The sequence below is a fragment of the Gymnodinialimonas sp. JB5-7 genome, assembly GCF_055693405.1.
Genome location: NZ_JBVFUX010000004.1, coordinates 278830 through 299227, shown reverse-complemented (window position 1 = coordinate 299227; position 20398 = coordinate 278830). Strand labels below are relative to the sequence as shown.

Annotated in this window: 19 protein-coding genes, 1 tRNA gene and 5 pseudogenes; 10 read left to right on the top strand and 15 right to left on the bottom strand. The window is 59.4% G+C overall.

The features are described 5' to 3' along the window. Position 1 precedes the first annotated feature (1 nt). The 6 genes and pseudogenes from ACZ1HK_RS02165 to ACZ1HK_RS02140 all read right to left on the bottom strand — a co-directional run bounded on the left by ACZ1HK_RS02165 (position 2) and on the right by ACZ1HK_RS02140 (position 4133). Positions 2-1369 (bottom strand): annotated as a pseudogene (locus ACZ1HK_RS02165) (M23 family metallopeptidase). Then, positions 1366-1992, bottom strand: a complete 627-nt coding sequence (locus ACZ1HK_RS02160) for an SCO family protein (RefSeq protein WP_472627266.1) — start codon at positions 1990-1992, stop codon at positions 1366-1368. Before ACZ1HK_RS02160 ends, ACZ1HK_RS02165 begins: the two are co-directional and overlap by 4 nt. Further along, the gene (locus ACZ1HK_RS02155; RefSeq protein ID WP_472627265.1) at positions 1992-2459 is read right to left on the bottom strand and encodes a copper chaperone PCu(A)C; all 468 of its coding nucleotides are present in this window, start codon (positions 2457-2459) and stop codon (positions 1992-1994) included. The genes ACZ1HK_RS02160 and ACZ1HK_RS02155 overlap by 1 nt, the downstream gene beginning before the upstream one ends. 24 nt (positions 2460-2483) lie before the next feature. Then, positions 2484-3142, bottom strand: a pseudogene (locus ACZ1HK_RS02150) (DsbA family protein). Next, positions 3139-3561, bottom strand: a complete 423-nt coding sequence (locus tag ACZ1HK_RS02145; RefSeq protein ID WP_472627264.1) for a disulfide bond formation protein B — start codon at positions 3559-3561, stop codon at positions 3139-3141. The pseudogene ACZ1HK_RS02150 and the gene ACZ1HK_RS02145 overlap by 4 nt, the downstream one beginning before the upstream one ends. Beyond that, positions 3558-4133: an SCO family protein gene (locus ACZ1HK_RS02140; RefSeq protein WP_472627870.1), complete on the bottom strand. Its 576-nt coding sequence runs from the start codon at positions 4131-4133 to the stop codon at positions 3558-3560. The genes ACZ1HK_RS02145 and ACZ1HK_RS02140 overlap by 4 nt, the downstream gene beginning before the upstream one ends. 209 nt (positions 4134-4342) lie before the next feature. Here ACZ1HK_RS02140 and ACZ1HK_RS02135 point away from each other — a divergent pair, with 209 nt between their 5' ends. The 4 genes from ACZ1HK_RS02135 to ACZ1HK_RS02120 all read left to right on the top strand — a co-directional run bounded on the left by ACZ1HK_RS02135 (position 4343) and on the right by ACZ1HK_RS02120 (position 7425). After that, complete coding sequence (locus tag ACZ1HK_RS02135) at positions 4343-4771, top strand: MerR family transcriptional regulator (protein WP_472627869.1); 429 nt, start codon at positions 4343-4345, stop codon at positions 4769-4771. Positions 4772-4862: 91 nt separating this feature from the next. Then, positions 4863-5624 carry a transglutaminase-like domain-containing protein gene (locus ACZ1HK_RS02130; RefSeq protein ID WP_472627263.1) on the top strand — a complete coding sequence of 254 codons (762 nt, stop codon included), beginning with the start codon at positions 4863-4865 and terminating at the stop codon, positions 5622-5624. Further along, positions 5614-6570 (top strand): cation diffusion facilitator family transporter, encoded by a 957-nt coding sequence (locus ACZ1HK_RS02125; RefSeq protein ID WP_472627262.1) that lies wholly within the window; start codon positions 5614-5616, stop codon positions 6568-6570. Before ACZ1HK_RS02130 ends, ACZ1HK_RS02125 begins: the two co-directional genes overlap by 11 nt. Before the next feature lie 105 nt (positions 6571-6675). Next, entirely contained in the window at positions 6676-7425 is a 750-nt protein-coding gene (locus ACZ1HK_RS02120) for a heparan-alpha-glucosaminide N-acetyltransferase (protein WP_472627261.1), read from the top strand. A gap of 135 nt (positions 7426-7560) precedes the next feature. Here ACZ1HK_RS02120 and ACZ1HK_RS02115 read toward each other — a convergent pair whose 3' ends face one another. From ACZ1HK_RS02115 to ACZ1HK_RS02095, 5 genes and pseudogenes are all read right to left on the bottom strand, one after another. Then, on the bottom strand, positions 7561-7791 hold the full coding sequence (locus tag ACZ1HK_RS02115; protein WP_472627260.1) for a DUF2274 domain-containing protein: 231 nt from the start codon (positions 7789-7791) through the stop codon (positions 7561-7563). Next, a complete protein-coding gene (locus tag ACZ1HK_RS02110) occupies positions 7788-8981 on the bottom strand; it encodes a TraB/TrbI/VirB10 family type IV secretion system protein (RefSeq protein WP_472627259.1) in 1194 nt (397 codons plus the stop codon). Before ACZ1HK_RS02110 ends, ACZ1HK_RS02115 begins: the two co-directional genes overlap by 4 nt. After that, positions 8978-10404 (bottom strand): annotated as a pseudogene (locus ACZ1HK_RS02105) (TrbG/VirB9 family P-type conjugative transfer protein). The gene ACZ1HK_RS02110 and the pseudogene ACZ1HK_RS02105 overlap by 4 nt, the downstream one beginning before the upstream one ends. A 125-nt stretch (positions 10405-10529) precedes the next feature. Beyond that, positions 10530-11726: pseudogene (locus ACZ1HK_RS02100) on the bottom strand (DUF932 domain-containing protein). A gap of 89 nt (positions 11727-11815) precedes the next feature. Beyond that, on the bottom strand, positions 11816-12508 hold the full coding sequence (locus tag ACZ1HK_RS02095) for a site-specific integrase (RefSeq protein ID WP_472627258.1): 693 nt from the start codon (positions 12506-12508) through the stop codon (positions 11816-11818). Positions 12509-13054: 546 nt separating this feature from the next. Here ACZ1HK_RS02095 and dusA point away from each other — a divergent pair. The 3 genes and pseudogenes from dusA (at position 13055) to ACZ1HK_RS02080 (ending at position 15194) form a co-directional block, all read left to right on the top strand. After that, positions 13055-14004, top strand: a pseudogene (gene dusA, locus ACZ1HK_RS02090) (tRNA dihydrouridine(20/20a) synthase DusA). Between the two features lie 53 nt (positions 14005-14057). Next, positions 14058-14134, top strand: a tRNA-Arg gene (locus tag ACZ1HK_RS02085). Between the two features lie 73 nt (positions 14135-14207). After that, positions 14208-15194 carry an Ldh family oxidoreductase gene (locus ACZ1HK_RS02080; RefSeq protein ID WP_472627257.1) on the top strand — a complete coding sequence of 329 codons (987 nt, stop codon included), beginning with the start codon at positions 14208-14210 and terminating at the stop codon, positions 15192-15194. Here the strand turns inward: ACZ1HK_RS02080 and ACZ1HK_RS02075 are convergent. From ACZ1HK_RS02075 to mepK, 4 genes are all read right to left on the bottom strand, one after another. Further along, positions 15191-15331, bottom strand: a complete 141-nt coding sequence (locus tag ACZ1HK_RS02075; RefSeq protein WP_472627256.1) for a hypothetical protein — start codon at positions 15329-15331, stop codon at positions 15191-15193. The two genes, ACZ1HK_RS02080 and ACZ1HK_RS02075, sit on opposite strands and share 4 nt — an antisense overlap. Positions 15332-15335: 4 nt before the next feature. Next, positions 15336-15845 carry a peptide-methionine (S)-S-oxide reductase MsrA gene (msrA, locus tag ACZ1HK_RS02070; protein ID WP_472627255.1) on the bottom strand — a complete coding sequence of 170 codons (510 nt, stop codon included), beginning with the start codon at positions 15843-15845 and terminating at the stop codon, positions 15336-15338. After that, the gene (gene msrB / locus ACZ1HK_RS02065) at positions 15842-16285 is read right to left on the bottom strand and encodes a peptide-methionine (R)-S-oxide reductase MsrB (RefSeq protein ID WP_472627254.1); all 444 of its coding nucleotides are present in this window, start codon (positions 16283-16285) and stop codon (positions 15842-15844) included. The genes msrA and msrB overlap by 4 nt, the downstream gene beginning before the upstream one ends. A gap of 130 nt (positions 16286-16415) precedes the next feature. Further along, positions 16416-16943 carry a peptidoglycan L,D-endopeptidase MepK gene (mepK, locus tag ACZ1HK_RS02060; protein ID WP_472627253.1) on the bottom strand — a complete coding sequence of 176 codons (528 nt, stop codon included), beginning with the start codon at positions 16941-16943 and terminating at the stop codon, positions 16416-16418. A gap of 429 nt (positions 16944-17372) precedes the next feature. Here mepK and ACZ1HK_RS02055 point away from each other — a divergent pair, with 429 nt between their 5' ends. Genes ACZ1HK_RS02055 through ACZ1HK_RS02045 form a run of 3 tightly spaced genes read left to right on the top strand, consistent with a single transcriptional unit; the run spans position 17373 to position 20395 of the window. Further along, entirely contained in the window at positions 17373-18962 is a 1590-nt protein-coding gene (locus tag ACZ1HK_RS02055) for a L,D-transpeptidase family protein (RefSeq protein WP_472627252.1), read from the top strand. Between the two features lie 38 nt (positions 18963-19000). Next, positions 19001-20098, top strand: coding sequence for a UDP-3-O-(3-hydroxymyristoyl)glucosamine N-acyltransferase (gene lpxD / locus ACZ1HK_RS02050; protein ID WP_472627251.1), 1098 nt, complete (start codon positions 19001-19003; stop codon positions 20096-20098). A gap of 30 nt (positions 20099-20128) precedes the next feature. Next, entirely contained in the window at positions 20129-20395 is a 267-nt protein-coding gene (locus ACZ1HK_RS02045) for an acyl carrier protein (protein ID WP_472627250.1), read from the top strand. Positions 20396-20398 lie beyond the last annotated feature (3 nt).

Here is a 20398-nt window from a genome sequence, read left to right as displayed (position 1 = left end):
TTCAGAATGCTGAAGTGGCATCATTCGGACCTAAGCTTTCCTCCATATATGCGCGGGCCTCAGGTGAGGCGTGACAACGCCGCTCCATCATCCGCTTCGGGATCAACCGCGTTAGCCAGACGGTCGTCGGCGAGGGGGTCTGTCTGGACGGCCGTTCACGAGCACTTCGTAATGAAGGTTCGGGGCCGTGGTAGTGCCGGTTTCTCCGACACGCCCGATCATATCCCCGGCGTTGACGCGCTGACCTTCCGCGAGACTTTCAGGCACAGTACTGAGATGCGCATAGCGCGTCGTGATGTCCGGACCGTGGGCTATTTCGACAACACGGCCATAGCCGTTTCGCCATCCGATGAAGCTCACGCGTCCCGGCGCTGTCGATTGCACAGGCGTTCCGTGCGCCGCGGCAAAGTCCACGCCCGTATGCATTCTTACGTTGCCAAAGACCGGATGCGTGCGACGCCCGAAGACAGAACTTAACCGTGCGCCCACTACGGGTTGCGCGAAAACGCGCAACACATCGCCATCTACATAGATCGTCGCCTGTCCGCTGGCATCATCTGGCCATACAACCTCATAGAGACTTCCCGCGATTTCCAAAGCTGCGAAGGCAAGCTCCGGCTGGCCGATACGTTCTTCACCAACACGCGCCTCGCGCCAAAGCAGGCGGAGCCTTTCTCCACCAGCCATATCTCGGCGGAAATCCACGGTGCCGCCCAACATCTGAGCGAGGTCGACGGCAAAACGGGCAGGAATCCCGGCTTCATCGAGTGCGGCGAACATTGAGGTCGAAATGATCGCTTCACCGGCTACCGTCACAACTTCGGTCTCCGGGGCCATGACTAGTGCGACCATCTCAGTTCCAAAAACTGCCTCGATCCTCACGCCGTCCTCGACGGTGAGGGAGACCGTCTGCGGACTGCCGTCCATGGTGGAGACAATCGTGAGCGAGTGGCCGGGCCGAAGCCGTCGCAGATCGTATTCAGCGCTAATTGCCAAGGCGACTGCTGCCCGGTCGGACGTCGCCATCCCGGAGTCGGCCGAGTACTTCATCAAGCGTTTCGCCGGGTGCGATGTCACGGGACCAAGTCGATAGAGGAGGTTGGATCACTGGCGGCTGTGCGTCGATGGCAGGGGGCAGAAAAGGGGGCAGGGGGCGTTGATCGCGCGCACTCTCGGATCGCATCGTTGCGAAACGAACTGCTCCGTGCCCAATTGTGTCGGGAAGCGTCGGTGGTTCGGGCAGCCACAGGGATGCCTCGTCCAATCCGCTTGGTACCGGGTCTCTCAACCAGGTCCCAGCAGCGAAAATCGCGGCCCCCGAGACACCAGCCACAATTGCCAAACCCGCTGCTATCGTCCTCAGCATCATGTCGTTTCTTCCATTTCTTGTTGCAGTGCGCGGCGGATTTTTGGCAGCGCAAATTCTCTTGCCTCGTGGTAATCGATCGTGGTGACGAATTGCCCCTCGGCGTCGAATAGGAAGACGCTGGCGGTATGGTTCATCGTGTAGTCCCCGTCGTCGGTCGGCACTCTCTCAAAGACGGCACGAAAGCCCTCCGCCGCGCGAGCAATCTGCTCTTCCGGACCAGTCCAGCCGCGGATTGCAGGGTGGAAATAGCTGACGTACTCCGCCATTGCGGCGACGGTATCCCGCTCGGGATCGACCGTGATGAAGATCACGTTCAGCGGATCTGCCTCATTGCCCAACGCGTCAAGCCAGTCTGAGATATCGGAAAGCGTGGTCGGGCAGACATCTGGGCAATAAGTGAAACCGAAAAAGGCCATGGTGGGATTGCCGAGAAGGGCCTCGGGCCCGACAGCGTTGCCTTCATGATCGGTCAAGCTGAACGCCATCTCGGTCAAAGGAATGGGGCGTTGCCCCATCGGCTCCGGTGCGCCGGGGCCGTCGACTTGCCACCATCCCACGAAAAGCATCATGCCAATGGCCGCGACGGCGGTTGCGCCAATGCCCCATACACGCGTTCGCTTCATCAGTCTTCGGGCCCGCGCGCCGCGAAGCCGAGGATCGGCACTTCGACCGTCGCTTCACCACCATCTTCGAAGACCAGAGTTAATGGAAATGTCTCCCCTTCAGTCATTGGCTCTTGTAGTTGCATCAACATGGCGTGCAGGCCACCGGGTTCCAGAGCCACGCTCTCACCCGGTGCGATGGTGATTTCGTCGGTGGGAGTCATGCTACTGACGCCCTCGGCGCTAGTTCTCGTTTGATGTATGGCGGGCATCATGGCCAGCGGGGTCGAAAGTCCAATCAGTGTCACGGGCTCGGTGCCGGTGTTGCGGATCGTCATATAGGCGGCACCGGGACGGTTCATTCCAATGGACGCTCGTGCCCAAGCGCCGTCGATGTCGATATCGTCCGCGTCGGCTAGCGCAGTCATGGAAGCACCCGCGAAAGAGAACAGCACCAACAGCGCGCCCGTGGATACGATCTTTTTCATGTGTCTAATTCCCAATCAATTAGTTCAGCTCTGCGCTGCAGCGACTTGCGAAGCAACCAACCGCCGCAATTCCGCCTCACCAAATGGATCCGGCGAAATGCCGTTCACGAAGAAGGTCGGCGTCTGACGAATACCGACGGTTTCAACGTCGGCACGATCTTGGTTCAGGATTGCCACGACACCGGGCGATAGCATTTGCGTGCGCGCAGCCTCGACATCGAGCCCTGCTGTCGCGGCGATTTGCAGAAGACGGCCAGGTGCAGGCGCTCCGTGGGACGCCCAATTTGGTTGTTCGCGCAAGACAGCTTCGAGAACTGGTTCAAAAACCCCTGCATACGGGCCGCTTCCAGCACGCGGATCGCTTCCTCGGACGCTTCTCCATGGAACGGTGTGTACCGAATTACGACACGGACGGCGTCACCATGCTCGGCCATGATGTCTTTCACGATTGGATGAAAGGCGCGGCATGCCTCGCAGGCAGGATCGAAGAATTCCACGATCGTGACAGGCGCTTCTTCGGGCCCAAGGACGGGTGAGTAGGGGCGGATCATGGCCTCTGCCAGTTCCGGTGCCAATGGCTCCGCCTCGGCAATCGGACCTGGCCTTGTTGCCAGCCAGGTCGCACCGCCGAAACCGGCAACGCCCACGGCGAGAACGGACAGGATTAGGCTACGTCGGTTCATGTTCGTGTGTCCTTCAGTGAAAGGGCTGACAGCATTCCGATCAGCGCGAAGGCCGCGAGGGCCATCAGCGGGATGGGAATGCCGAAAACCAATTGGTTGTCGTCAGTGCAAGAGGGGCCAGTGGCTGTGCAGGGTTGGATGCGCTCGGGGATCAGGCCCGCATAGAGCCCCATATGCCAAAGTGCGATTGCACCGCCGCCGAGGGCCAGTGCGATGCCGTATCGGCCGACCCGCGTGTCCTGCCACCAGAGGCCAAGACCAAGGATGATGGCCAGCGGGAACATGAAAGCGCGCTGGAACCAGCACAGGACGCAGGGTGTCTGTCCCAAGACTTCACCGATGAAAAGCACGGCAAGTGAGGCTACGACGGCGATGATCCAAGCCAGCCCAAGGGCGGTTTCTCCGGTCAAACGGTTCATCTGGCCTCCATTATGTTTTGCAAATCGGCGAGGATTTCTTCGGCGGGCGTGCCGTAGGCCCAGGAGGTCGCAAAGCCAGCCTCGGGGTCGAACAGGAACAGATGTGATGTGTGTCCCATGGTGTAGCCGTCAGGTGCGGCCGCTTCTTCGATGCGCTCAAAGAAGATCGGGAAGGTATCAGATGTGCGTGCGATCTGTTCCGGCGTTCCGGTGAGGCCGATAATGTTCGCGTCGAACAGCGAGACATATTCGGCGAGTGCGGTCGTCGTATCCCGCGCAGGATCGATCGTGATGAAAAGAGGCTGCACGTCTGCGGCGTCCTCACCGAGGCCGTCCATCACGTATGCGACTTCGGACAGGGTGGTAGGACAAATATCTGGACAGTTGGTGAAGCCAAAAAAGATCAGCATCCAGCGCCCATCGAAGTACTCATCTTGTTGCACCATTCCGCGGTGATCGGTTAGCTCAAAATCGGCATAGAAGGCAGGATCAGACCCAGTCTGTGCGCGATCATCCCTAAGATTTGGCCAGAGCATCAGCCATAACGCCGTAAGCGCCGCGACAGCCACCAACACCCATAGGGTTCTTCGGAGGGAAAGGAGGGACAACTAGGTTTACCTGCGGTTAATTCTTATTTGTCTCGGCGGATACATCCTCTAGCAACTGGAGGTTCAAGACGAAAATTCGCTGCACGACACAATATCACAAGGACGTGATTCCAGCCCTTGCCACCCATCATGCCGAAACCTACAAAGACTTTACGTATGTTAGGGGTTTGAGCATGCTCACGATTGGAACCTTGGCGAAGAGAACCGGGACGAAGGTGCAGACGATCCGGTACTATGAGCAAATCGGCCTGATGCCCGAACCTGATCGCACCGAAGGCGGACAACGACGCTATGGTGACGCTGAGCTCGATCGCCTCGCATTTATCCGACACAGTCGACAATTGGGGTTCCCGCTCGATGCGATCCGGGAGTTACTTGATTTGACTGACGCTCCGGATCGGCCCTGTCACGAAGCCGATGAGATTGCACGCCGCCAATTGAAACTCGTAGAGCAAAGGATGGAGCGACTGAAAGCCCTTCGCACAGAATTGAAGCGAATGGTCAAGGAATGCAGTGGCGGTAACGCCGCACAATGCCGTGTCCTTGAAGTGCTCAGAGACCATTCAGAGTGCCTGACCGAGCATGATCAAATTGGCGCTTGAGTAAGCGCAGAAAACGCTTCCAAGTTTCCACTTGAAGCTACAGTGGCTGTAGCAATTATCTATATCCTCGAAAGATTCGAGGAGACCATTCGTGACACATGCTGACCCTTTACTGACTGCAACCCCGATCCTGGATTTTGGAACGGCATCCATCGCCCGGCTTATCGCAGAAAGGGGCTGGCGCGATCTGCCCGACCGCGACAAGATCGGAGTTGTCTATGACTTTGTGCGCAACGAGATCGCGTTCGGCTACAACCGCGCCGATGACATTTCGGCTTCGGAGGTGCTGTCCGATGGCTATGGCCAGTGCAACACCAAGGGCACGCTCCTCATGGCACTCTTTCGGGGTGTCGGCATCAAGTGCAGGATACACGGGTTCACGATCCACAAGGGCCTTCAGCGCGGCGTTGTGCCGGAACTCGTCTACCCGATTGCGCCGGATGAGATCCTGCATTCTTGGATCGAGGTCGAACTAAACGGCACATGGATCAACCTCGAAGGCTTCATTCTCGACGACGCGTTTCTGAAGGTTCTGCAGTCTACGTTTACCGACCGCGAAAGCCTGTGTGGTTATGGTGCCGGAACGGATTGCCTGAGCGCGCCGCCCGTCGAATGGACCGGGCAGGACACCTACATCCAAGACACTGGGATCGTTCAGGACTTCGGAACGTTTGACACGCCTGACGCCTTTTACGCACAACATGAGCAGAAGTTCGGTCGACTGCGGGGATGGCTCTATCGCAACATCATTCGGCATTGGATGAACGCGCGGGTGCAGGCCTTCCGCGCAGGCCGTCTGACACCCAACGCCTCCATTGCCCATGAGCATCAGGAAGAGACCCATGCCGCATGATCACCACGGCCACAGCCATGCCCATCTAGATCCCTCAAGCGGGGATCGCCGCGTCGCTATTGCGATTTGGGCCAACGGTCTTCTGACCGTTGCGCAGATCGTGGGCGGCATTCTTGCAGGCTCACTCGCCCTGATCGCGGACGCGCTGCACAACTTCTCGGACATGGCGGCGCTCGTCATTGCCTTTGCGGCTCGTAAAATCGCTCGCCGGCCCGCTGATGAGCGGATGACCTTCGGCTATGGCCGGATCGAGACCGTGGCAGCTCTGATCAATTACACGACGCTGATCGTGATCGGGCTCTATCTTATCTACGAAGGCAGCATGCGCCTGTTTGAACCGACCGAGGTTCAAGGGTGGACCGTCGTCATCATCGCGGGCCTGGCACTGGTGGTTGACGCCCTGACGGCGGCGTTGACCTATTCCATGCAGAAAGGCAGCCAGAACATCCGCGCGTTGTTCCTGCACAACCTGTCCGACGCTCTCGCCTCGGTCGCCGTTATCGTCGGGGGCACGCTCATTATCCTCTACGACATGCGCTGGGTGGATCCGGCGATCACAATCGGGATTGCGCTCTACATTCTGTATTTGGCGTTTGCTGAGATCGGTGGTCCGATTCGGACACTGATGCTCGGTTCCCCGCCGGACATCGACGGAGGGGAGGTGGTGGCCCTTCTGCGCCAAGCAGAGGGCGTCAGCGACGTTCACCACGTGCACCTGTGGCAGATGGAAGAAAATGCCCCAGCGCTCGATGCTCATGTTGTCGTCGAAGACACCGCGTGGGAGCGGCTGGAGCAAATCAAGGCAGAGCTAAAGACGCAAATTGGTGCAAAGTTCGGGATCAGTCACTCCACTCTGGAGTTCGAGCGCAATGGAGTTTGTGACGCCGAGGCGCCATTGTTCGGTCATGATGATGTCCATGGTCACGGACAGGCTGACAATGCATAGCCACATAGAACTAGTAAAAATTGGCGGTTGCGTTCAAACGTCGTTCTACGTCGGATTGATTGTCTCTCGGACACCAACGAAGAACTCATCGAGAGGCGAATGCCCATGACCACTACAACCGGCGACGTTACTGTATCCCGTCCCCGCATCTTCATCCTAGACATTGCGCGGGTCGCGGCGCTTTTGGCGATGGCGGTGTTTCACTTCGTGTTCGATTTGGAAATTTTTGGCTATGTCGAACCCGGCACGACTGGCGCCGGCTTTTGGCGTGGTCTTGCCGTAGCTTCCGCAGGATCTTTCGTGTTTCTGGCGGGCGTTGGCCTATGGCTGTCCCACGCAAACGGCATTAGATGGACCGCCTTCAGCAAGCGTTTGGCAATTATCTTGGCGGCGGCAGCGCTGGTGTCTGTCGCCACATACATCGCGTTTCCCGACGCCTTTGTTTTCTTCGGCATCCTGCACTCAATTGCCTTGTGCAGCGTCTTGGGATTGGCTGCCCTGCGTCTTCCGATTGTGGTCATCGTGCTCCTCGCCGTCGCGGTTTTCTTCGCACCGGACTTCGCGGCATCCCCGGTCTTCAATGCGCCGTGGCTTTGGTGGACGGGCTTGCAGACGATCCCGCTGAGCACCGTAGATTACGAGCCGATCTTTCCATGGTTTGCGGCCTTCTTGGCAGGCCTGGCTGCGGCGAAATTGGCATCGCACTTAGGTTATTGGGAGAAACTCTCCACCACCAAGACGTCGCGCACGATGCGTGTATTCGGGTTCTTCGGACGGCACACTCTCGTGGTCTATTTGATCCACCAACCCATCTTGATATCAATTGTCTGGGCGGCCACGCAGGTGCTGCGATAGAGCCGTTTCGACGCTCACTAGCTCAACAACTGCACCCATTTCCGGCAAGCCAAAGAGCCGTATCATGGTTGGCCAACTGCCAGTCTGTTTGCACACTCATTGAGCGGGCGAACCTAAGTCAGGGGCCGCAACCGATCATGTGCGAAGCGTTCGTAAATCCTTTCTTGCAGTTGCAAAGCCGCGGTCAGATGCCATGAAGCGTGCAAGCATTGGCGCGACGATGCGCGCGGCTTCCAAGTCCTGCCCGGATTGTTTTGCCAGAACAGCCGCATAGTCATTGAGGTCGCGGTGAACATCGGCAGGCAACTCCACGGTCAGTTTGACCGGCTTGTCGTCGTGGATTGGCCCCAGCTTCAATTTGGTCATCGTACTTGCCCCAGAGGTTCCAGGATCAGGTCACGGGTCACCAATACCTGGACGGGAAAGCCCGGGCGAATTGTCAACGTTGGCGGGATAGCAAGTTGCTGACGCACGATATCGTCTCCCGTGCGACCAATGGTGTCTTGTGCGGCTTCGCGGATTGCGTTGGCAGTGTCGTCTTCGCTTTCTCCGTCCAGTCCGATGTTGAGGATTGTCGCAAGGCCCGCAGCGAGGAAGATGCGGCCCCAATGGTAGTTGACGCGATCTTGTAGTCCTGTGGCACCGGCGCTGTCGGTGCCAGGTTCACGCTCCAGAACTATTGACCGACCGTCCGGAAGAATGAGGCGAGTCCAAACGAGGAGCAAACGGCTTTGACCTGCGGTAATGCGGCTGTGGTATTCCCCCAAAAGCCGGGCACCCTGTGGGATCAAGAGATAGTTCCCGGACGGGCTGTCATAGACATTTGATGTAACCTGAGCGGAGATCTGTCCGGGAAGGTCTGAGCGTAGACCTGTGATCAATGCTGCTGATATCACGCTGCCAGCTTGCACGATGTATGGGCTGGCGGGCGCTGCAATACGTTCGCCGCTCACAGCGTCTCCGTCCGGTTCAGCATTCAGAAATCCTTCAAGCCCTGTAGTTGGATCGACCCCAACTCCGGAGCCAGAAGTCGATGGAAACAGGACGCCAGTCGCGCTCGACCCCGTGGCAGATGCAGGTCTGTTGCTGGGTACGGTTTGCGCCTCGGCAAAGAGAGCGCTCAACCGTGCAGCGTCAATCTCTTGGATGCGTCGTTGCTCGCCCAGATCAACAACAGGTGGCACAGGACCAGTGAGCGGCGGTACCGGGACTGGTTGCCCACGATCCTGCGCGCCGAGGATGGCGCGGCCAAGCTCTCCCAGGAGGGGAGGTCCGAGACGGGGAATGTCGGCATAGTCGCTGGGTAATGTCGAAAGACCGTCGGCGGGTTGAATGCGTTCCGTGGAGAAGAGTTCGGGCTGGGTATCGGCTTGTCGATTGTTCTGGAGGGCTGCAATCAAGATGAACCCAAGTGTTAAGCCACCGATGGCCACAATTAGTGCGATGGCTCGGCGTGAAAGGCGCATGACCCGTGGAGGGTCAGCCCGCAGGCGGAGGTCTTTGGCAATGTCTTCCTCCAAATTTGGTGGATCGTGCATGTCGGCGGACGGGGTCATTGCGTGTCCTCCACGGCCGGGTCAGGTGAACCAGGCCGCTGTTGGACGCCGTCCGTCCGAACAATGCGAACGACGTCTTGACGGCGTTCGCCGAGCCGGAGTTCTGCTGCGCCGAACAGACGGTCGACGATCAGAATACTCCTATGTACGCGGGTGTTGACGATCTGCCCGCTCCCGTCTGTGCCAATGACGAAAAGAGGTGGCATTTCGCCTTGTGCGATGCCGGGCGGAAACACGACATAGACACGACGCCCATCGTCAAAGACTGAGACAGGCCGCCAAGGAGGGGTGTCACCCTGAAGGCCGTAGCGATAGTTCCGCTCGCCTTCGGCCGGGATTGTCGAACGGAGCAGGATCGGACGGTCGTGCAACGCCTCCATGGCCGTTTCGATCTCTTCGAGACGTGCGTCAACCTCGTCCGGCAACTCATCGGCTTCGGCATGTTCCGCCTCAAGCGCATCGTATTCGGCCTTCAGCGCTTGGTCGGACGATTCTTCCTCGTCGCTAACCGGCTCTGCTTCACCATGAATGCGCCGCAGGCCGAAGGTGTGGCCATAGGGAAAGTCCGTGTCGGCCTCGACCCATTTCCAGCCCTCGGCGCGCACCGCCTCAGCCTCCTCGGACAGTTTCTCACGCACCATGAGGTCGAGAAGGGCGGCATCCTGCAGCCAGCCGCCATCGTCCTGCTGGAACAGATCACGCAGGATTTCGCCGCCGGCCTCGATGTAGTTGTCGAGCCCAACGAACTGCGCCGCTTGTCCGAGGCCCGAACTGCGCCTTCGGTCAGCATCCGGCGGATTTCGTAGGGCTGCCGCGAATAGTGGCGCTGCAACGCCTCCCAGACCTGCTCCTGCCGCGCGTGATCGGGATTGACCGTGAAGGCCATGAGCTGGTCGAGCGTCATCTCCTCCTCGGCATAGGCGTCAAGCAGCAACGGCGCGACCGCGGCGAGCTTCAGCCGCTGCTTGACCACGCTGGGCGAAACGAAGAAGGCGGCTGCGATTTCCTCCTCGGTGCGACCTTTCTCCCGCATCGCCTGGAAGGCACGGAACTGGTCGAGCGGATGCAGGGGTGCCCGCTGGACGTTCTCGGCCAAGCTGTCCTCCTCGGCGAGGCCGTCGGTGCGGACGATGCAGGGCACCAGCGCGGTCTTGTTCATGCGCTTCTGTTTCACGAGCAGTTCCAGCGCCCGGAACCTCCGCCCGCCGGCGGGGATCGTGTACTTGCCGGTCTCGGCGCCGCTCTCATCCAGCACGGGCCGCACGGTGATGGAGCTGAGCAGCGTCCGCCGGGCGATATCCTCGGCCAGTTCCTCCATCGACACGCCCGCCTTGACATGGCGCACGTTCGACTGGCTGAGCATCAGCTTGTTGAAGGGGATGTCGCGCGAGGCGCTGAGGGTGATTTTCTGTTGCTTGGTCATCGGGATTACTCCGCGACGGGCCAGCCGGGAGCCACTCTCTCGACCTCCAAACCCGTCACGGAAAACCCGGCCCACCTCTTCCACTGGAAAAGACGCGGACCGGATCGATCTAGGCGCAACTGGCTTCAGGCAGCGCTTTCGAGAAGTGTCTTGGCGCGGGTCTCCATCTCCAGCCGGGCGTCCTGCTGTGGTTTGTTGCGCGCGACCGCCGTGATGCCTTGCACGAAATCAAAGACGCTTTCGGGCGGGCGACCTTCTTCGGTCAACACGGTGTCGATGATGGTGGTCGCGGCTATTCTCGAGAACCCGCGTTTGCGCAAGAATTCTTCCCGGTCCTCGTCCGACCGTGCCACGATCTTTTCGCGTGAGGCCCGAATGCCGTCGATGAAGGGGGCGGGCGAGGAGTTGGCAAAGCGGGTGAGCGCCGGGGCCGCTTCATGCGCGAAGCGGGACGCGGCGTATTTTTCGAATGGCGGATTTTGATTTCCTGAAAATCTTCGACGCCCCAGAGGTTTCGGTTCTGACAGACCGCGCGCAGGTAGAAGCTGGCGATGCCAAGCGTCTTGGCGCCCACCTCGGAGTTCCAGCAGTAGAACCCCCGGAAAAAGGTCGGGCGAACCGTCGGGCAACAGCCCCGCCTCGATCGGGTTGAGATCGTCGACGAGGAACAGGAACACGTCGCGGTCCGAGGCGTAGAGCGTCGTCCTCTCCTTCGTCACGTCCACGCGCGGGTTGTAGATTCCGGTCGACCAATCGAGTACGCCGGGAACCTTCCAGCGCGTGTCACCCGTGCCATTGCCCGCGATGCGCTGGACGGCGGAGACAAGCTCGTGATCGTCGATGCGACCATAGCCGGGGCCAGTCACGGCGCGCAGTTCCGTGCGGCCATCCGGGACCTCCATCGTCTTGATCTGCTCGGCCCGGTGGTTGGTCAGCCCGTACTGTAGGTTGATACCCGCCAGCGGCGCAGGCAGTTGCCGCAGATAGGCCGCGGGCGCACCGACGAGGCTCGAGAGCTGGCCGAAGGACCAATGGGTTGGCGCAACTGGCTCATCCGTGTCCGGCGAGCGAACGAGGCCCAGCTTCTCTGGGTTGTCGCGATGCGCCTCGACCCGGATCGCCGCACTCTCCACCGTGCGCGTCCGGGTCTGGTGAGCGCGTGTTTTCACCGAAGCGAACAGATCGTCAAGCGACAGATATCGCTCGTCATCCGGCCGCGAAAACCATTCGGACGACACGCGATCCACATTCTCGCCGCGCGACACATCCACCTTGTAACCGCCGCCGATGTCACGCCCGGCATCGATAATCTCGGTATTCATAAGGAACCCTCCGCGACGGGCGGCCGGGAGCCTCTCTCTCGACCTCCAAACCCGTCACGGGAACAGGCGGCACGCCTCTCGCTCTTTGGTCACTCCGCCGCGAGATTTCTGGACGGGGATAGGCGGCGCGCATCGTGAAGGTGATGCAGCGCTTCCGGCCGGATATGGGTATACCGGCGCAACATCTTCCAATCCTTGTGGCCAGTTACGAGGGAGACCTGTTCAATGGCGAAACCCGCCTCGAAGAGGCGGCTTGTGCCCTCATGACGCAAGTCGTGGAAATGCAGGTCCTTCACCGTAACCTCTACACATGCGCGACGAAAGGCGGTGCCAACAGATCGAGAGTTATAGGGGAATAACTTGCCCTCCAGCTTTCCTGTATGCTTGCCCTGCGCCTTGACCAAGGCCCAAGCGTCGAAACCAGTGGCATCAAATAACGGAATCCGCTGGTCATTTCCTGTTTTGTTGCGCGGGTCCTTGCGGTCGCGGATCAGGAGCATCCGACGTTCGACATCCAGATCGCGCCATTCTACGCGGCAGATTTCATCGAGGCGCATGGCCGTGGCTACTGCGAATTTTACGATCCGTGTCATTGGTAGGGTCAGGCGCTGGTTGTCGTCAAAGCAGCGAAACAGGCGGTTCAACTCTTCTTTTGTCGGCCTTCTGTCGCGTTGCGTGCCTTTGCCAATCAGGCCAAGCCGCTTCAAGGCAACGCGGGCAAGATCGACCGGTTCTGAGGAAATATCGAGACCGTGCACCGCTGCAGCATGCGTGATGATCATCTTGATGACACCGATATCGATGCCAAGTGTAACGGGACCGGCCCCATTCTTGGCACGCTTTCGACCATACTCTATCAACAATGCGCGATCGATATGACCAATGCGCTCCTTGCCAAGGTCTTTTTCAAAGTTGCCAGGGTCGCCGCCTTACTTCTGCGAGGTGGTTTCCCAACGGAGCACATGTCGTCTATATGCAGGTCCACGAGATCGCCAAAAGTCGCAAGGCGGGCCACGGAAGACTTGTTCGGTGACAGGCCCTGATCGACACGTGTCTCCGCCTGACGGGCCCATTTGTGTGCGTCGTCACGACGGTGAAAGGTCTCGCTGGCGTAGCGGCCCTTGCGTCTGATCTGGACCCGGTATCCACCGGAGGGAAGCTTGTTTATGGTGGCCATGTCGTGTGCGCTGAGTGTGCAATGAGTCGTCGAAAAGGGGCAAATCGCGGGATATTGGGGCGTATTCCTGCGTAGCAACTTTGTCCCGGAACAGTTTGAAGATACACGAAAAATGAAGATAAATCAACATGCTAGGCTGTCCGTGGCGCCGATGATGGACTGGACCGACAGGCACTGCCGGTATCTGCATCGGCTGATGTCGCGTCATGCTTTGCTTTACACCGAGATGGTTACTGCGCCTGCGATCACGCGAGGGGATGCGGCGCATTTGCTTGCCTATGATGCAGCGGAGCATCCCGTAGCATTGCAATTGGGGGCTCTGACCCGGCCGAATTGGCCGAAGCCACGCGCATCGCCTGCACCTATGAATATGATGAGATCAATCTGAATGTCGGTTGCCCCTCGGACCGGGTGCAATCGGGATGCTTTGGCGCTGTTTTGATGCGCCAGCCCGATCTGGTCGCCGACTGTGTCCGGGCGATGCAGGATCAAAGCGCAGTCGAGGTGACCGTCAAATGCCGTATCGGCGTTGATGAGCAAGACCCTGAAGAGGCGCTGCCCCGGTTTCTTGAGGCGATGGTGCAGGCCGGGATCAAGCGCGTGACAGTCCATGCGCGAAAAGCTTGGCTCGAAGGGCTTAGCCCAAAGCAAAACCGCGATGTCCCTCCATTAGACTACCCGTTGGTCTATCGCATGAAATCTGCCTTTCCCGAACTGCATCTCTCGATCAACGGCGGTGTCGCTTCGTTAAACGAAGCGCAGTTGCACCTGAGCCATGGCATGGACGGCGTGATGATTGGACGTGCCGCGTATCACACACCGTCGGATGTTCTGCTGACCGCTGATGCGCAGATTTATGGGGACGTCCCGAATGCGCGAACTGCGGAAGATGTCGCGTTGGAGATGTTGCCCTATATCAGCTCGCATCTGAGCGCGGGCGGGCGGCTCAACCAGGTCACACGGCATATGTTGGGCTTATTCGCCGGCAGACCCGGCGCGCGGGGGTGGAAGCGGACCCTGTCGGAAGAGGCGCACCGGGACGGCGCCGGGCCAGAGGTTGTTTTGCGGGCATTGGATCACGTCACGCAGCACGCCGCCTAGGCGGTGATTTCCGATTGCGATGCTGATGGGGCAGGGCTATACCGCGCGGCACGGGACCCTTAGCTCAGCTGGATAGAGCGCTGCCCTCCGAAGGCAGAGGCCAGAGGTTCGAATCCTCTAGGGTCCGCCATTCTTTCCTTGCATGACCGTCGCCGCTCAGTTTGTGTGCGCGGCAGAATTGCAGTCCCTGAAAGGCGTGGCCCATGCATGTTTCCGTATCCGATATCCGCGCAACGGCAGAGGCAGCCTTGCTGGCCCATGGCGCAGGTGTGTTCCAGGCCTCTGAGGTCGCCAAAGCGGTGGCCCGGGCGGAGGAGACCGGCAATATCATCTGTGGGCTCTACTATCTTGAAAGCTACTGCACCCAGCTGCGATCGGGCAGGGTGAACGGAACGGTGGAGCCGGAGGTTTCGCGCCCCAAACCAGGTACCATTCGCGCGGATGCGAAGTTCGGCTTTGCGCAGCCCGCGTTTTCGCGCGCCTTACCGCAAGCCATTGAAGCGGCAGAGGAATGCGGAGTCGCAACGCTTTGCGTGGCGCACGCCCATACCTGCACCTCGCTTGGGTATTTCACCGAACAGATTGCAGCGAAGGGTCTGATCGGGATTGGGTTCACCAATGCCTCAGCCATTGTCGCGGCCCCCGGCGGACGCGCGCCAGTTCTGGGCACCAACCCGATCGCGATGACGATCCCGGGTGATGGCGCACCGGTGATGCATGCCGATTTCTCGACCTCTGCGGTTGCACTCGGGAAGATCACCATGGCCAAGGCCGCGAGTGAGCGCATTCCCTTGGGATGGGCCGTCGATGCAGAGGGCCAGCCCACCACGGACCCCGAAGCGGCCCTTAAAGGGGCGCTGGTCAGTGCAGCGGGTCCCAAGGGATGGGCTTTTGGATTGCTGGTGGAAGTGATGGCGGCGGGGCTGACAGGCTCGGTCAATTCACTGGATGTGAAGGGGCTGAAACTGCCCGATGGGGCGCCACATGATCTGGGGCAGACCTATCTTCTGATTGACCCCGACGCCCATGCCGGCGGCGACGTCATGCGTGCGCGCCTGAAGAGAGTGGCTGATGTGATCGCGTCAGATGGCGGCGAGGGGCGCGTACCAGGTGTGCCACGCAAGCATCTAGATCCGGTCGACGTGCCCGATGCCCTTTGGGCGCAGGCGCAGGCCTTGGCGGGCGCCTAGGCCTCTTCGGTTTTCGGAGATTGCATGTTGGCCGCCGCCTCGTTCCGGGCGGCAGCCTCCTTGCGTTTGGCAAGCATTGTCCATCCGGCATAGACGCCCGCGAAGATCACGAAAACGGCGATATGTCGAATGGCCATGGGCTTACTCCGCTGCTTGGGTCCGTTTTGGCAGCACCCAGTCGGGACGCGGGAAATGGCAGGTATAGCCATTTGGAATCCGCTCCAGATAATCCTGATGCTCTGGCTCAGCTTCCCAGAAATCGCTCACCGGCTCAACCTCCGTGACAACCGGACCGGGCCAAATCCCGCTATGGTTGACGTCAGCAATCGTATCGAGAGCCACTTGGCGCTGGTCTTCATCGACATAGTAGATGGCTGAGCGGTAGCTCATGCCACGGTCATTGCCTTGGCGGTTCAGCGTGGTCGGGTCATGGATCTGGAAGAAGAATTCCAGCAGTTGGCGATAGCTGATGACATTGGGATCATAAATGATTTCAATGCCTTCCGCATGTGTGCCGTGGTTGCGGTAGGTCGCGTTGGGAACATCGCCCCCGGTATAGCCCACGCGGGTTTTCTCGACACCGGGCAGTTTGCGGATCAGATCCTGCATGCCCCAGAAACAGCCGCCGGCCAGTACTGCACGGTCACTCATGCCACATCCTCCACTTGATCGATGTATTTGCCGTAGCCCTCGGCCTCCATATCGTCACGATGGATGAACCGCAGGCTTGCGGAATTGATGCAATAGCGCAGACCGCCTCGGTCACGCGGACCGTCAGGGAAGACATGTCCCAGATGGCTGTCGCCGTGTTTGGACCGCACCTCGGTGCGGATCATGCCATGGGTGGTGTCCCGATGCTCGGTCACGTTGTCGATCGGTTTTGTGAATGACGGCCAACCGCATCCGCTTTCATATTTGTCCGCGGACGCGAACAAGGGCTCGCCTGACACGATGTCGACGTAGATTCCCGGTTCTTTGTTGTCGAGGTATTCGCCCGTGCCGGGGCGTTCCGTGCCGCTTTGCTGTGTGACGCGGTATTGCTCAGGCGTCAGCGTGGCGATCACGTCGGGGTTCTTGGTGAATTCGGACATTATGCTCCCCTCATGGTTTCCTTCAGGAATATGGGGAGCCGATGGTCACTTGTCCAATCGGCGGACATGAAAACGCCCCGCGGGCAGGGCGGGGCGTGATGAAACCTTCGAGGCAGTCAGGCGTTTGCCCTTAGCCACCCCAAGTGCGGACAGGTCCGCAATCCATATGGACGAAGTTCGAGCGCGAGTAACGACCGACACCACCTGCATTGCAGGAGCGCGCGGCATTGAACATCTGCGTGACCGAACGCGACTGCAACTGCAAGTCGGCTGCTTCGCCGCGGATGTGGCGCGAATTGCGTGCAACGCCCGACGACCGGCGACGCAGCATCGCGTTCGTCTCAGGCGAACGATAGCCCGACAAAAGCGTGTAAGGCTCAGACGTTTCCATCAGGTTGTGCGCGGCTGTCATGATGTCGATCGTGCGCGGATCGATGTTGATCGTCTGACCGTTCCGCCAGTCGCGCATGAAATAATTGATCTCTTCCAAGGCCGGGCCGATGTATTCGCCTTCGATCCAGTAGATCATGTTGAGGCTTTCACCTGCACGTCCATTGTACATGTTCAAGCGGCGGATATCGCCAGCACCGCGAAGAAGTCCAGTTGCGTTGGCCATCACTGGCGCGGCCGCAACAGTCGTGGCGGCGAAAGCGCGCATACAGCGCGCGCCGCGAAAAATTCGTGTTCATGGGTTCGTTGCCCCTTGTTCTGCCCGTTCCATTCAGCACCTCGACCGCTTGTCCATGCGATCATCACAAACTCGTGTGCCATCCCCACAGGCTCAGTGCGGCTTGAATGACACAATCGAAACTTTTCTGAAAGCCCCGATGCCCTCAGCTTGTGGATATGTCCCCGAATTTCGGCGATTTTCTGCCGGTTTAGCGGAAAATTGCCGATGGGTGGACGGCAGGGACGTGTTCACGAAACCTCTTCTGGCGATGTGGAAGGTCTGGAAACCCTCTGTTGCATCCATGAAACTACCCTGGAAAACTTGCAAAAACGTGAATGGACTCGCGCGCAGGCTCACGTAAGGGTGAGGCATTGACGGCTGCACCACAGATTTCCATCCAACTGGGGATATATTAACATGTTGAAACTAGCGAGGCTTTCGCTTCTCTCGCTCGCCTTGGCCGCAACGCCTGCAGTAACTTTGGTTCTCGCGCCTGCGCAGGCAGAGGCACAGGCATTTTCCAGCTTGCGACAGGCCATTGCCGAAGCATCTTCGACCGAGGAGCAGCTGGCGGCCTTCTACCGGGAACGGGACTTCCAGCCGATCTGGACCACCGCTGATGCAGCCGACCGCCGGAACGCGCTTTTCAGTGCGCTGGCGGAGGCGCACAACCACGGCCTGCCGACGCAGCGTTATGACACGACCGATCTTGTCGCGGCCTTTGAAGGCGCAACCAACCCGTATGAAATGGGTCGCGCAGACGTTCAGGCCTCATTGCTGTTCTTGCAATATGCACAGGACATCCACTCCGGCTTTCTAGAGCCCGGCGATATCGTTGGTGACATTGTCCACACATTGCCGCGCCGCGATCCGCTGGAGCTGTTCACCGAGTTCGTGGACGCCAATCCTTACGAATACATCGCAACCCTGGCGCCGCAGCACCCGGAATATACGCGGCTGATGCGCGCCAAGCTGCACCTGGAGAACCTGATCGACAATGGCGGCTATGGCGCCACCGTGCAGGCAGGTTCGCTCGCACCCGGTGCGAGCGGTGAAGCTGTCGTGCAACTGCGCAATCGCCTCATCACGATGGGGTATCTCGAACGGTCCATGACCGCCGAATATGACGCTCGGATCCAGCAGGCCGTTGTGGAATTCCAGATCGACAACGGGATCGAAGCAGATGGCATTGCCGGTGCAGATACCATCCGCGCGGTCAACCGGTCGGCCTCCGACCATCTCTCGGAAGTTATCCTGGCGATGGAGCGTCAGCGCTGGTTGAACTTTGACCGCGGCGACCGGCATGTCTTCGTGAACCTGCCCGATTTCCATACTCGTGTGATCGACGATGGCGAAGTGACCTTCATCACCCGCTCGGTCATCGGCAGCCGCGACGCTGACCGTCGCACGCCCGAATTCTCTGACACGATGGAGCATATGGTCATCAATCCGAGTTGGTATCTGCCCCGCTCTCTTGCGCGCCCGTACATTCCGCAAATCCTGGCTGGAGGGGCAAACCATCTTGAGCTGATGGCCAATGGTCGGACGGTCAGCCGTGGCTCCGTCGACCTGTCGCGTTACACGCCTTCGAACTTTCCGTTCGACCTGCGTCAACCGCCGGGGCCGCGCAACGCTCTTGGGATGGTCAAGTTCATGTTCCCGAACCAGTGGAATATCTACCTGCATGACAGTCCCGAGCAAAACCTCATGACCCACGAGGTCCGTGCCTATTCAGCTGGCTGCATCCGTTTGGATGATCCGTACGAATTTGCTTATTTCTTGTTGGCGCGTCAAACGGACGATCCCCAAGGATTGTTCCACACGGTTCTGGATTCGGGCCGCGAGACACAAGTGGATCTTGCGGAGCCAATTCCGGTGCACATTACCTACTGGACCGCGTGGGTCGATACCGAGGGCCGCCTGAACTTCCGCAACGACATCTACGGGCGCAACGCTGATCGCTTCGCGATGCGATTGCGAACCTCGGGGTGGAGATTCGTGGGGTGAACAGCTAAATCCACCCGCAACACACAAGCGGGGGCGGCATGGCTGCTTACACGATCAGAGACATTGCGGCGGCGCTTGGGGCAGAGGCCCTGGGCGCCGCCGATCTTTTGGTGCGCGGCGTGGCCGAACCTGCGCAGGCTGGCCCGGAAGATCTGGCACTGGCGATGAAGCCCGAATTCGCGGAAGGGCTTGCAAAAGGTGGCGCACGGGCCGCAGTCATCGGCGCGGGTATGGATTGGCAGGCGCTTGGCTTGGAGGCTGCAATTATCGCACCCCGCCCACGGTACGCCATGGCCGGGGTGACCTCCGCGATGGACGCAGGGCCTTTGATTGCGCCAGGCATACACCCAAGCGCCGTTGTTGATGAGACAGCGCAAATAGGGCCGGGTGCTGCAATCGGACCGTTTGTTGTGATCGGCCCGGACGTGCGGATAGGCGAGAATGCACGGATCGCCTCCCATGTCAGCATCGGGGCAGGCGCTGTGATCGGCGATGATGCACTGATCCATGAAGGCGTTCGCATTTGCCACCACGTCCACATCGGGGATTGGTTTATCGCGCAACCCGGAGCCGTTCTGGGTGGAGACGGTTTCAGTTTCGTGACGCCTGAGACATCCATGGTCGAACAGGCCCGCGCGACCCTTGGCAAGGCCGAGAACGCGGCGACCGCCCAAAGCTGGACCCGCATCCACTCGCTCGGCTCACTTGTGATCGGCCATGACGTTGAGGTGGGCTCAAACGCCGCCATTGATCGCGGCACGATTGCAAACACTGTGATCGGGGACGGCACCAAGATCGATAACCTTGTTCATATCGGCCATAACTGTGTGATCGGAAAGGATTGCCTGATCTGCGGCCAAACGGGTTTTGCCGGGTCCGTTCAGATGGGCGACCGCGTGGTTCTGGGCGGCAAGTGCGGTGTGAACGACAATATCGTCATTGGCAGTGATGTTGTCGCCGCCGGATCATCCAAGCTGTTCACCAATGTCCCGTCAGGTCGGATGGTCATGGGGCATCCGGCCGTCAAAATGGACACTCATGTCGAGATGTACAAAGCGCTCCGTCGCCTTCCGCGCACCACACGGGCCGTGACGGAACTGCAAAAAGCCCTGTCAAAGCCGGATGATACGCCCTAAATGCCTTCTCAAGAGGAAGGGTACCACTCCATGGGCGAAAGCGTTCAGGACAGGATCATCGCGATCATCGCAGAGCAGGCGGTTTTGGAGCCATCGGACGTATCGATGGACCAAACGTTGGACGATTTGGGCATCGACAGCCTTGGGCTGGTCGAGTCGATCTTCGCCATTGAAGAAGCCTTTGATATCCAAGTGCCTTTTAACGCGAACGAGCCTCAGGCCAGCGATTTCGATATTTCTTCGGTCGCCGCCATCGTGAAGGCTGTTGAAGGCCTGGTGGCCGAGCAAAAGGGCTGACCG

Coding starts and splice junctions, on each gene's coding strand:
- ACZ1HK_RS02160 (WP_472627266.1), bottom strand. CDS start 1,992: ATGAAGCGAACGCGTGTATGGGGCATTGGCGCAACCGCCGTCGCGGCC.
- ACZ1HK_RS02155 (WP_472627265.1), bottom strand. CDS start 2,459: ATGAAAAAGATCGTATCCACGGGCGCGCTGTTGGTGCTGTTCTCTTTC.
- ACZ1HK_RS02145 (WP_472627264.1), bottom strand. CDS start 3,561: ATGAACCGTTTGACCGGAGAAACCGCCCTTGGGCTGGCTTGGATCATC.
- ACZ1HK_RS02135 (WP_472627869.1), top strand. CDS start 4,343: ATGCTCACGATTGGAACCTTGGCGAAGAGAACCGGGACGAAGGTGCAG.
- ACZ1HK_RS02125 (WP_472627262.1), top strand. CDS start 5,614: ATGCCGCATGATCACCACGGCCACAGCCATGCCCATCTAGATCCCTCA.
- ACZ1HK_RS02120 (WP_472627261.1), top strand. CDS start 6,676: ATGACCACTACAACCGGCGACGTTACTGTATCCCGTCCCCGCATCTTC.
- ACZ1HK_RS02115 (WP_472627260.1), bottom strand. CDS start 7,791: ATGACCAAATTGAAGCTGGGGCCAATCCACGACGACAAGCCGGTCAAA.
- ACZ1HK_RS02110 (WP_472627259.1), bottom strand. CDS start 8,981: ATGACCCCGTCCGCCGACATGCACGATCCACCAAATTTGGAGGAAGAC.
- ACZ1HK_RS02095 (WP_472627258.1), bottom strand. CDS start 12,508: ATGATCATCACGCATGCTGCAGCGGTGCACGGTCTCGATATTTCCTCA.
- ACZ1HK_RS02080 (WP_472627257.1), top strand. CDS start 14,208: ATGCATGTTTCCGTATCCGATATCCGCGCAACGGCAGAGGCAGCCTTG.
- ACZ1HK_RS02075 (WP_472627256.1), bottom strand. CDS start 15,331: ATGGCCATTCGACATATCGCCGTTTTCGTGATCTTCGCGGGCGTCTAT.
- msrA (WP_472627255.1), bottom strand. CDS start 15,845: ATGAGTGACCGTGCAGTACTGGCCGGCGGCTGTTTCTGGGGCATGCAG.
- msrB (WP_472627254.1), bottom strand. CDS start 16,285: ATGTCCGAATTCACCAAGAACCCCGACGTGATCGCCACGCTGACGCCT.
- mepK (WP_472627253.1), bottom strand. CDS start 16,943: ATGCGCGCTTTCGCCGCCACGACTGTTGCGGCCGCGCCAGTGATGGCC.
- ACZ1HK_RS02055 (WP_472627252.1), top strand. CDS start 17,373: ATGTTGAAACTAGCGAGGCTTTCGCTTCTCTCGCTCGCCTTGGCCGCA.
- lpxD (WP_472627251.1), top strand. CDS start 19,001: ATGGCTGCTTACACGATCAGAGACATTGCGGCGGCGCTTGGGGCAGAG.
- ACZ1HK_RS02045 (WP_472627250.1), top strand. CDS start 20,129: ATGGGCGAAAGCGTTCAGGACAGGATCATCGCGATCATCGCAGAGCAG.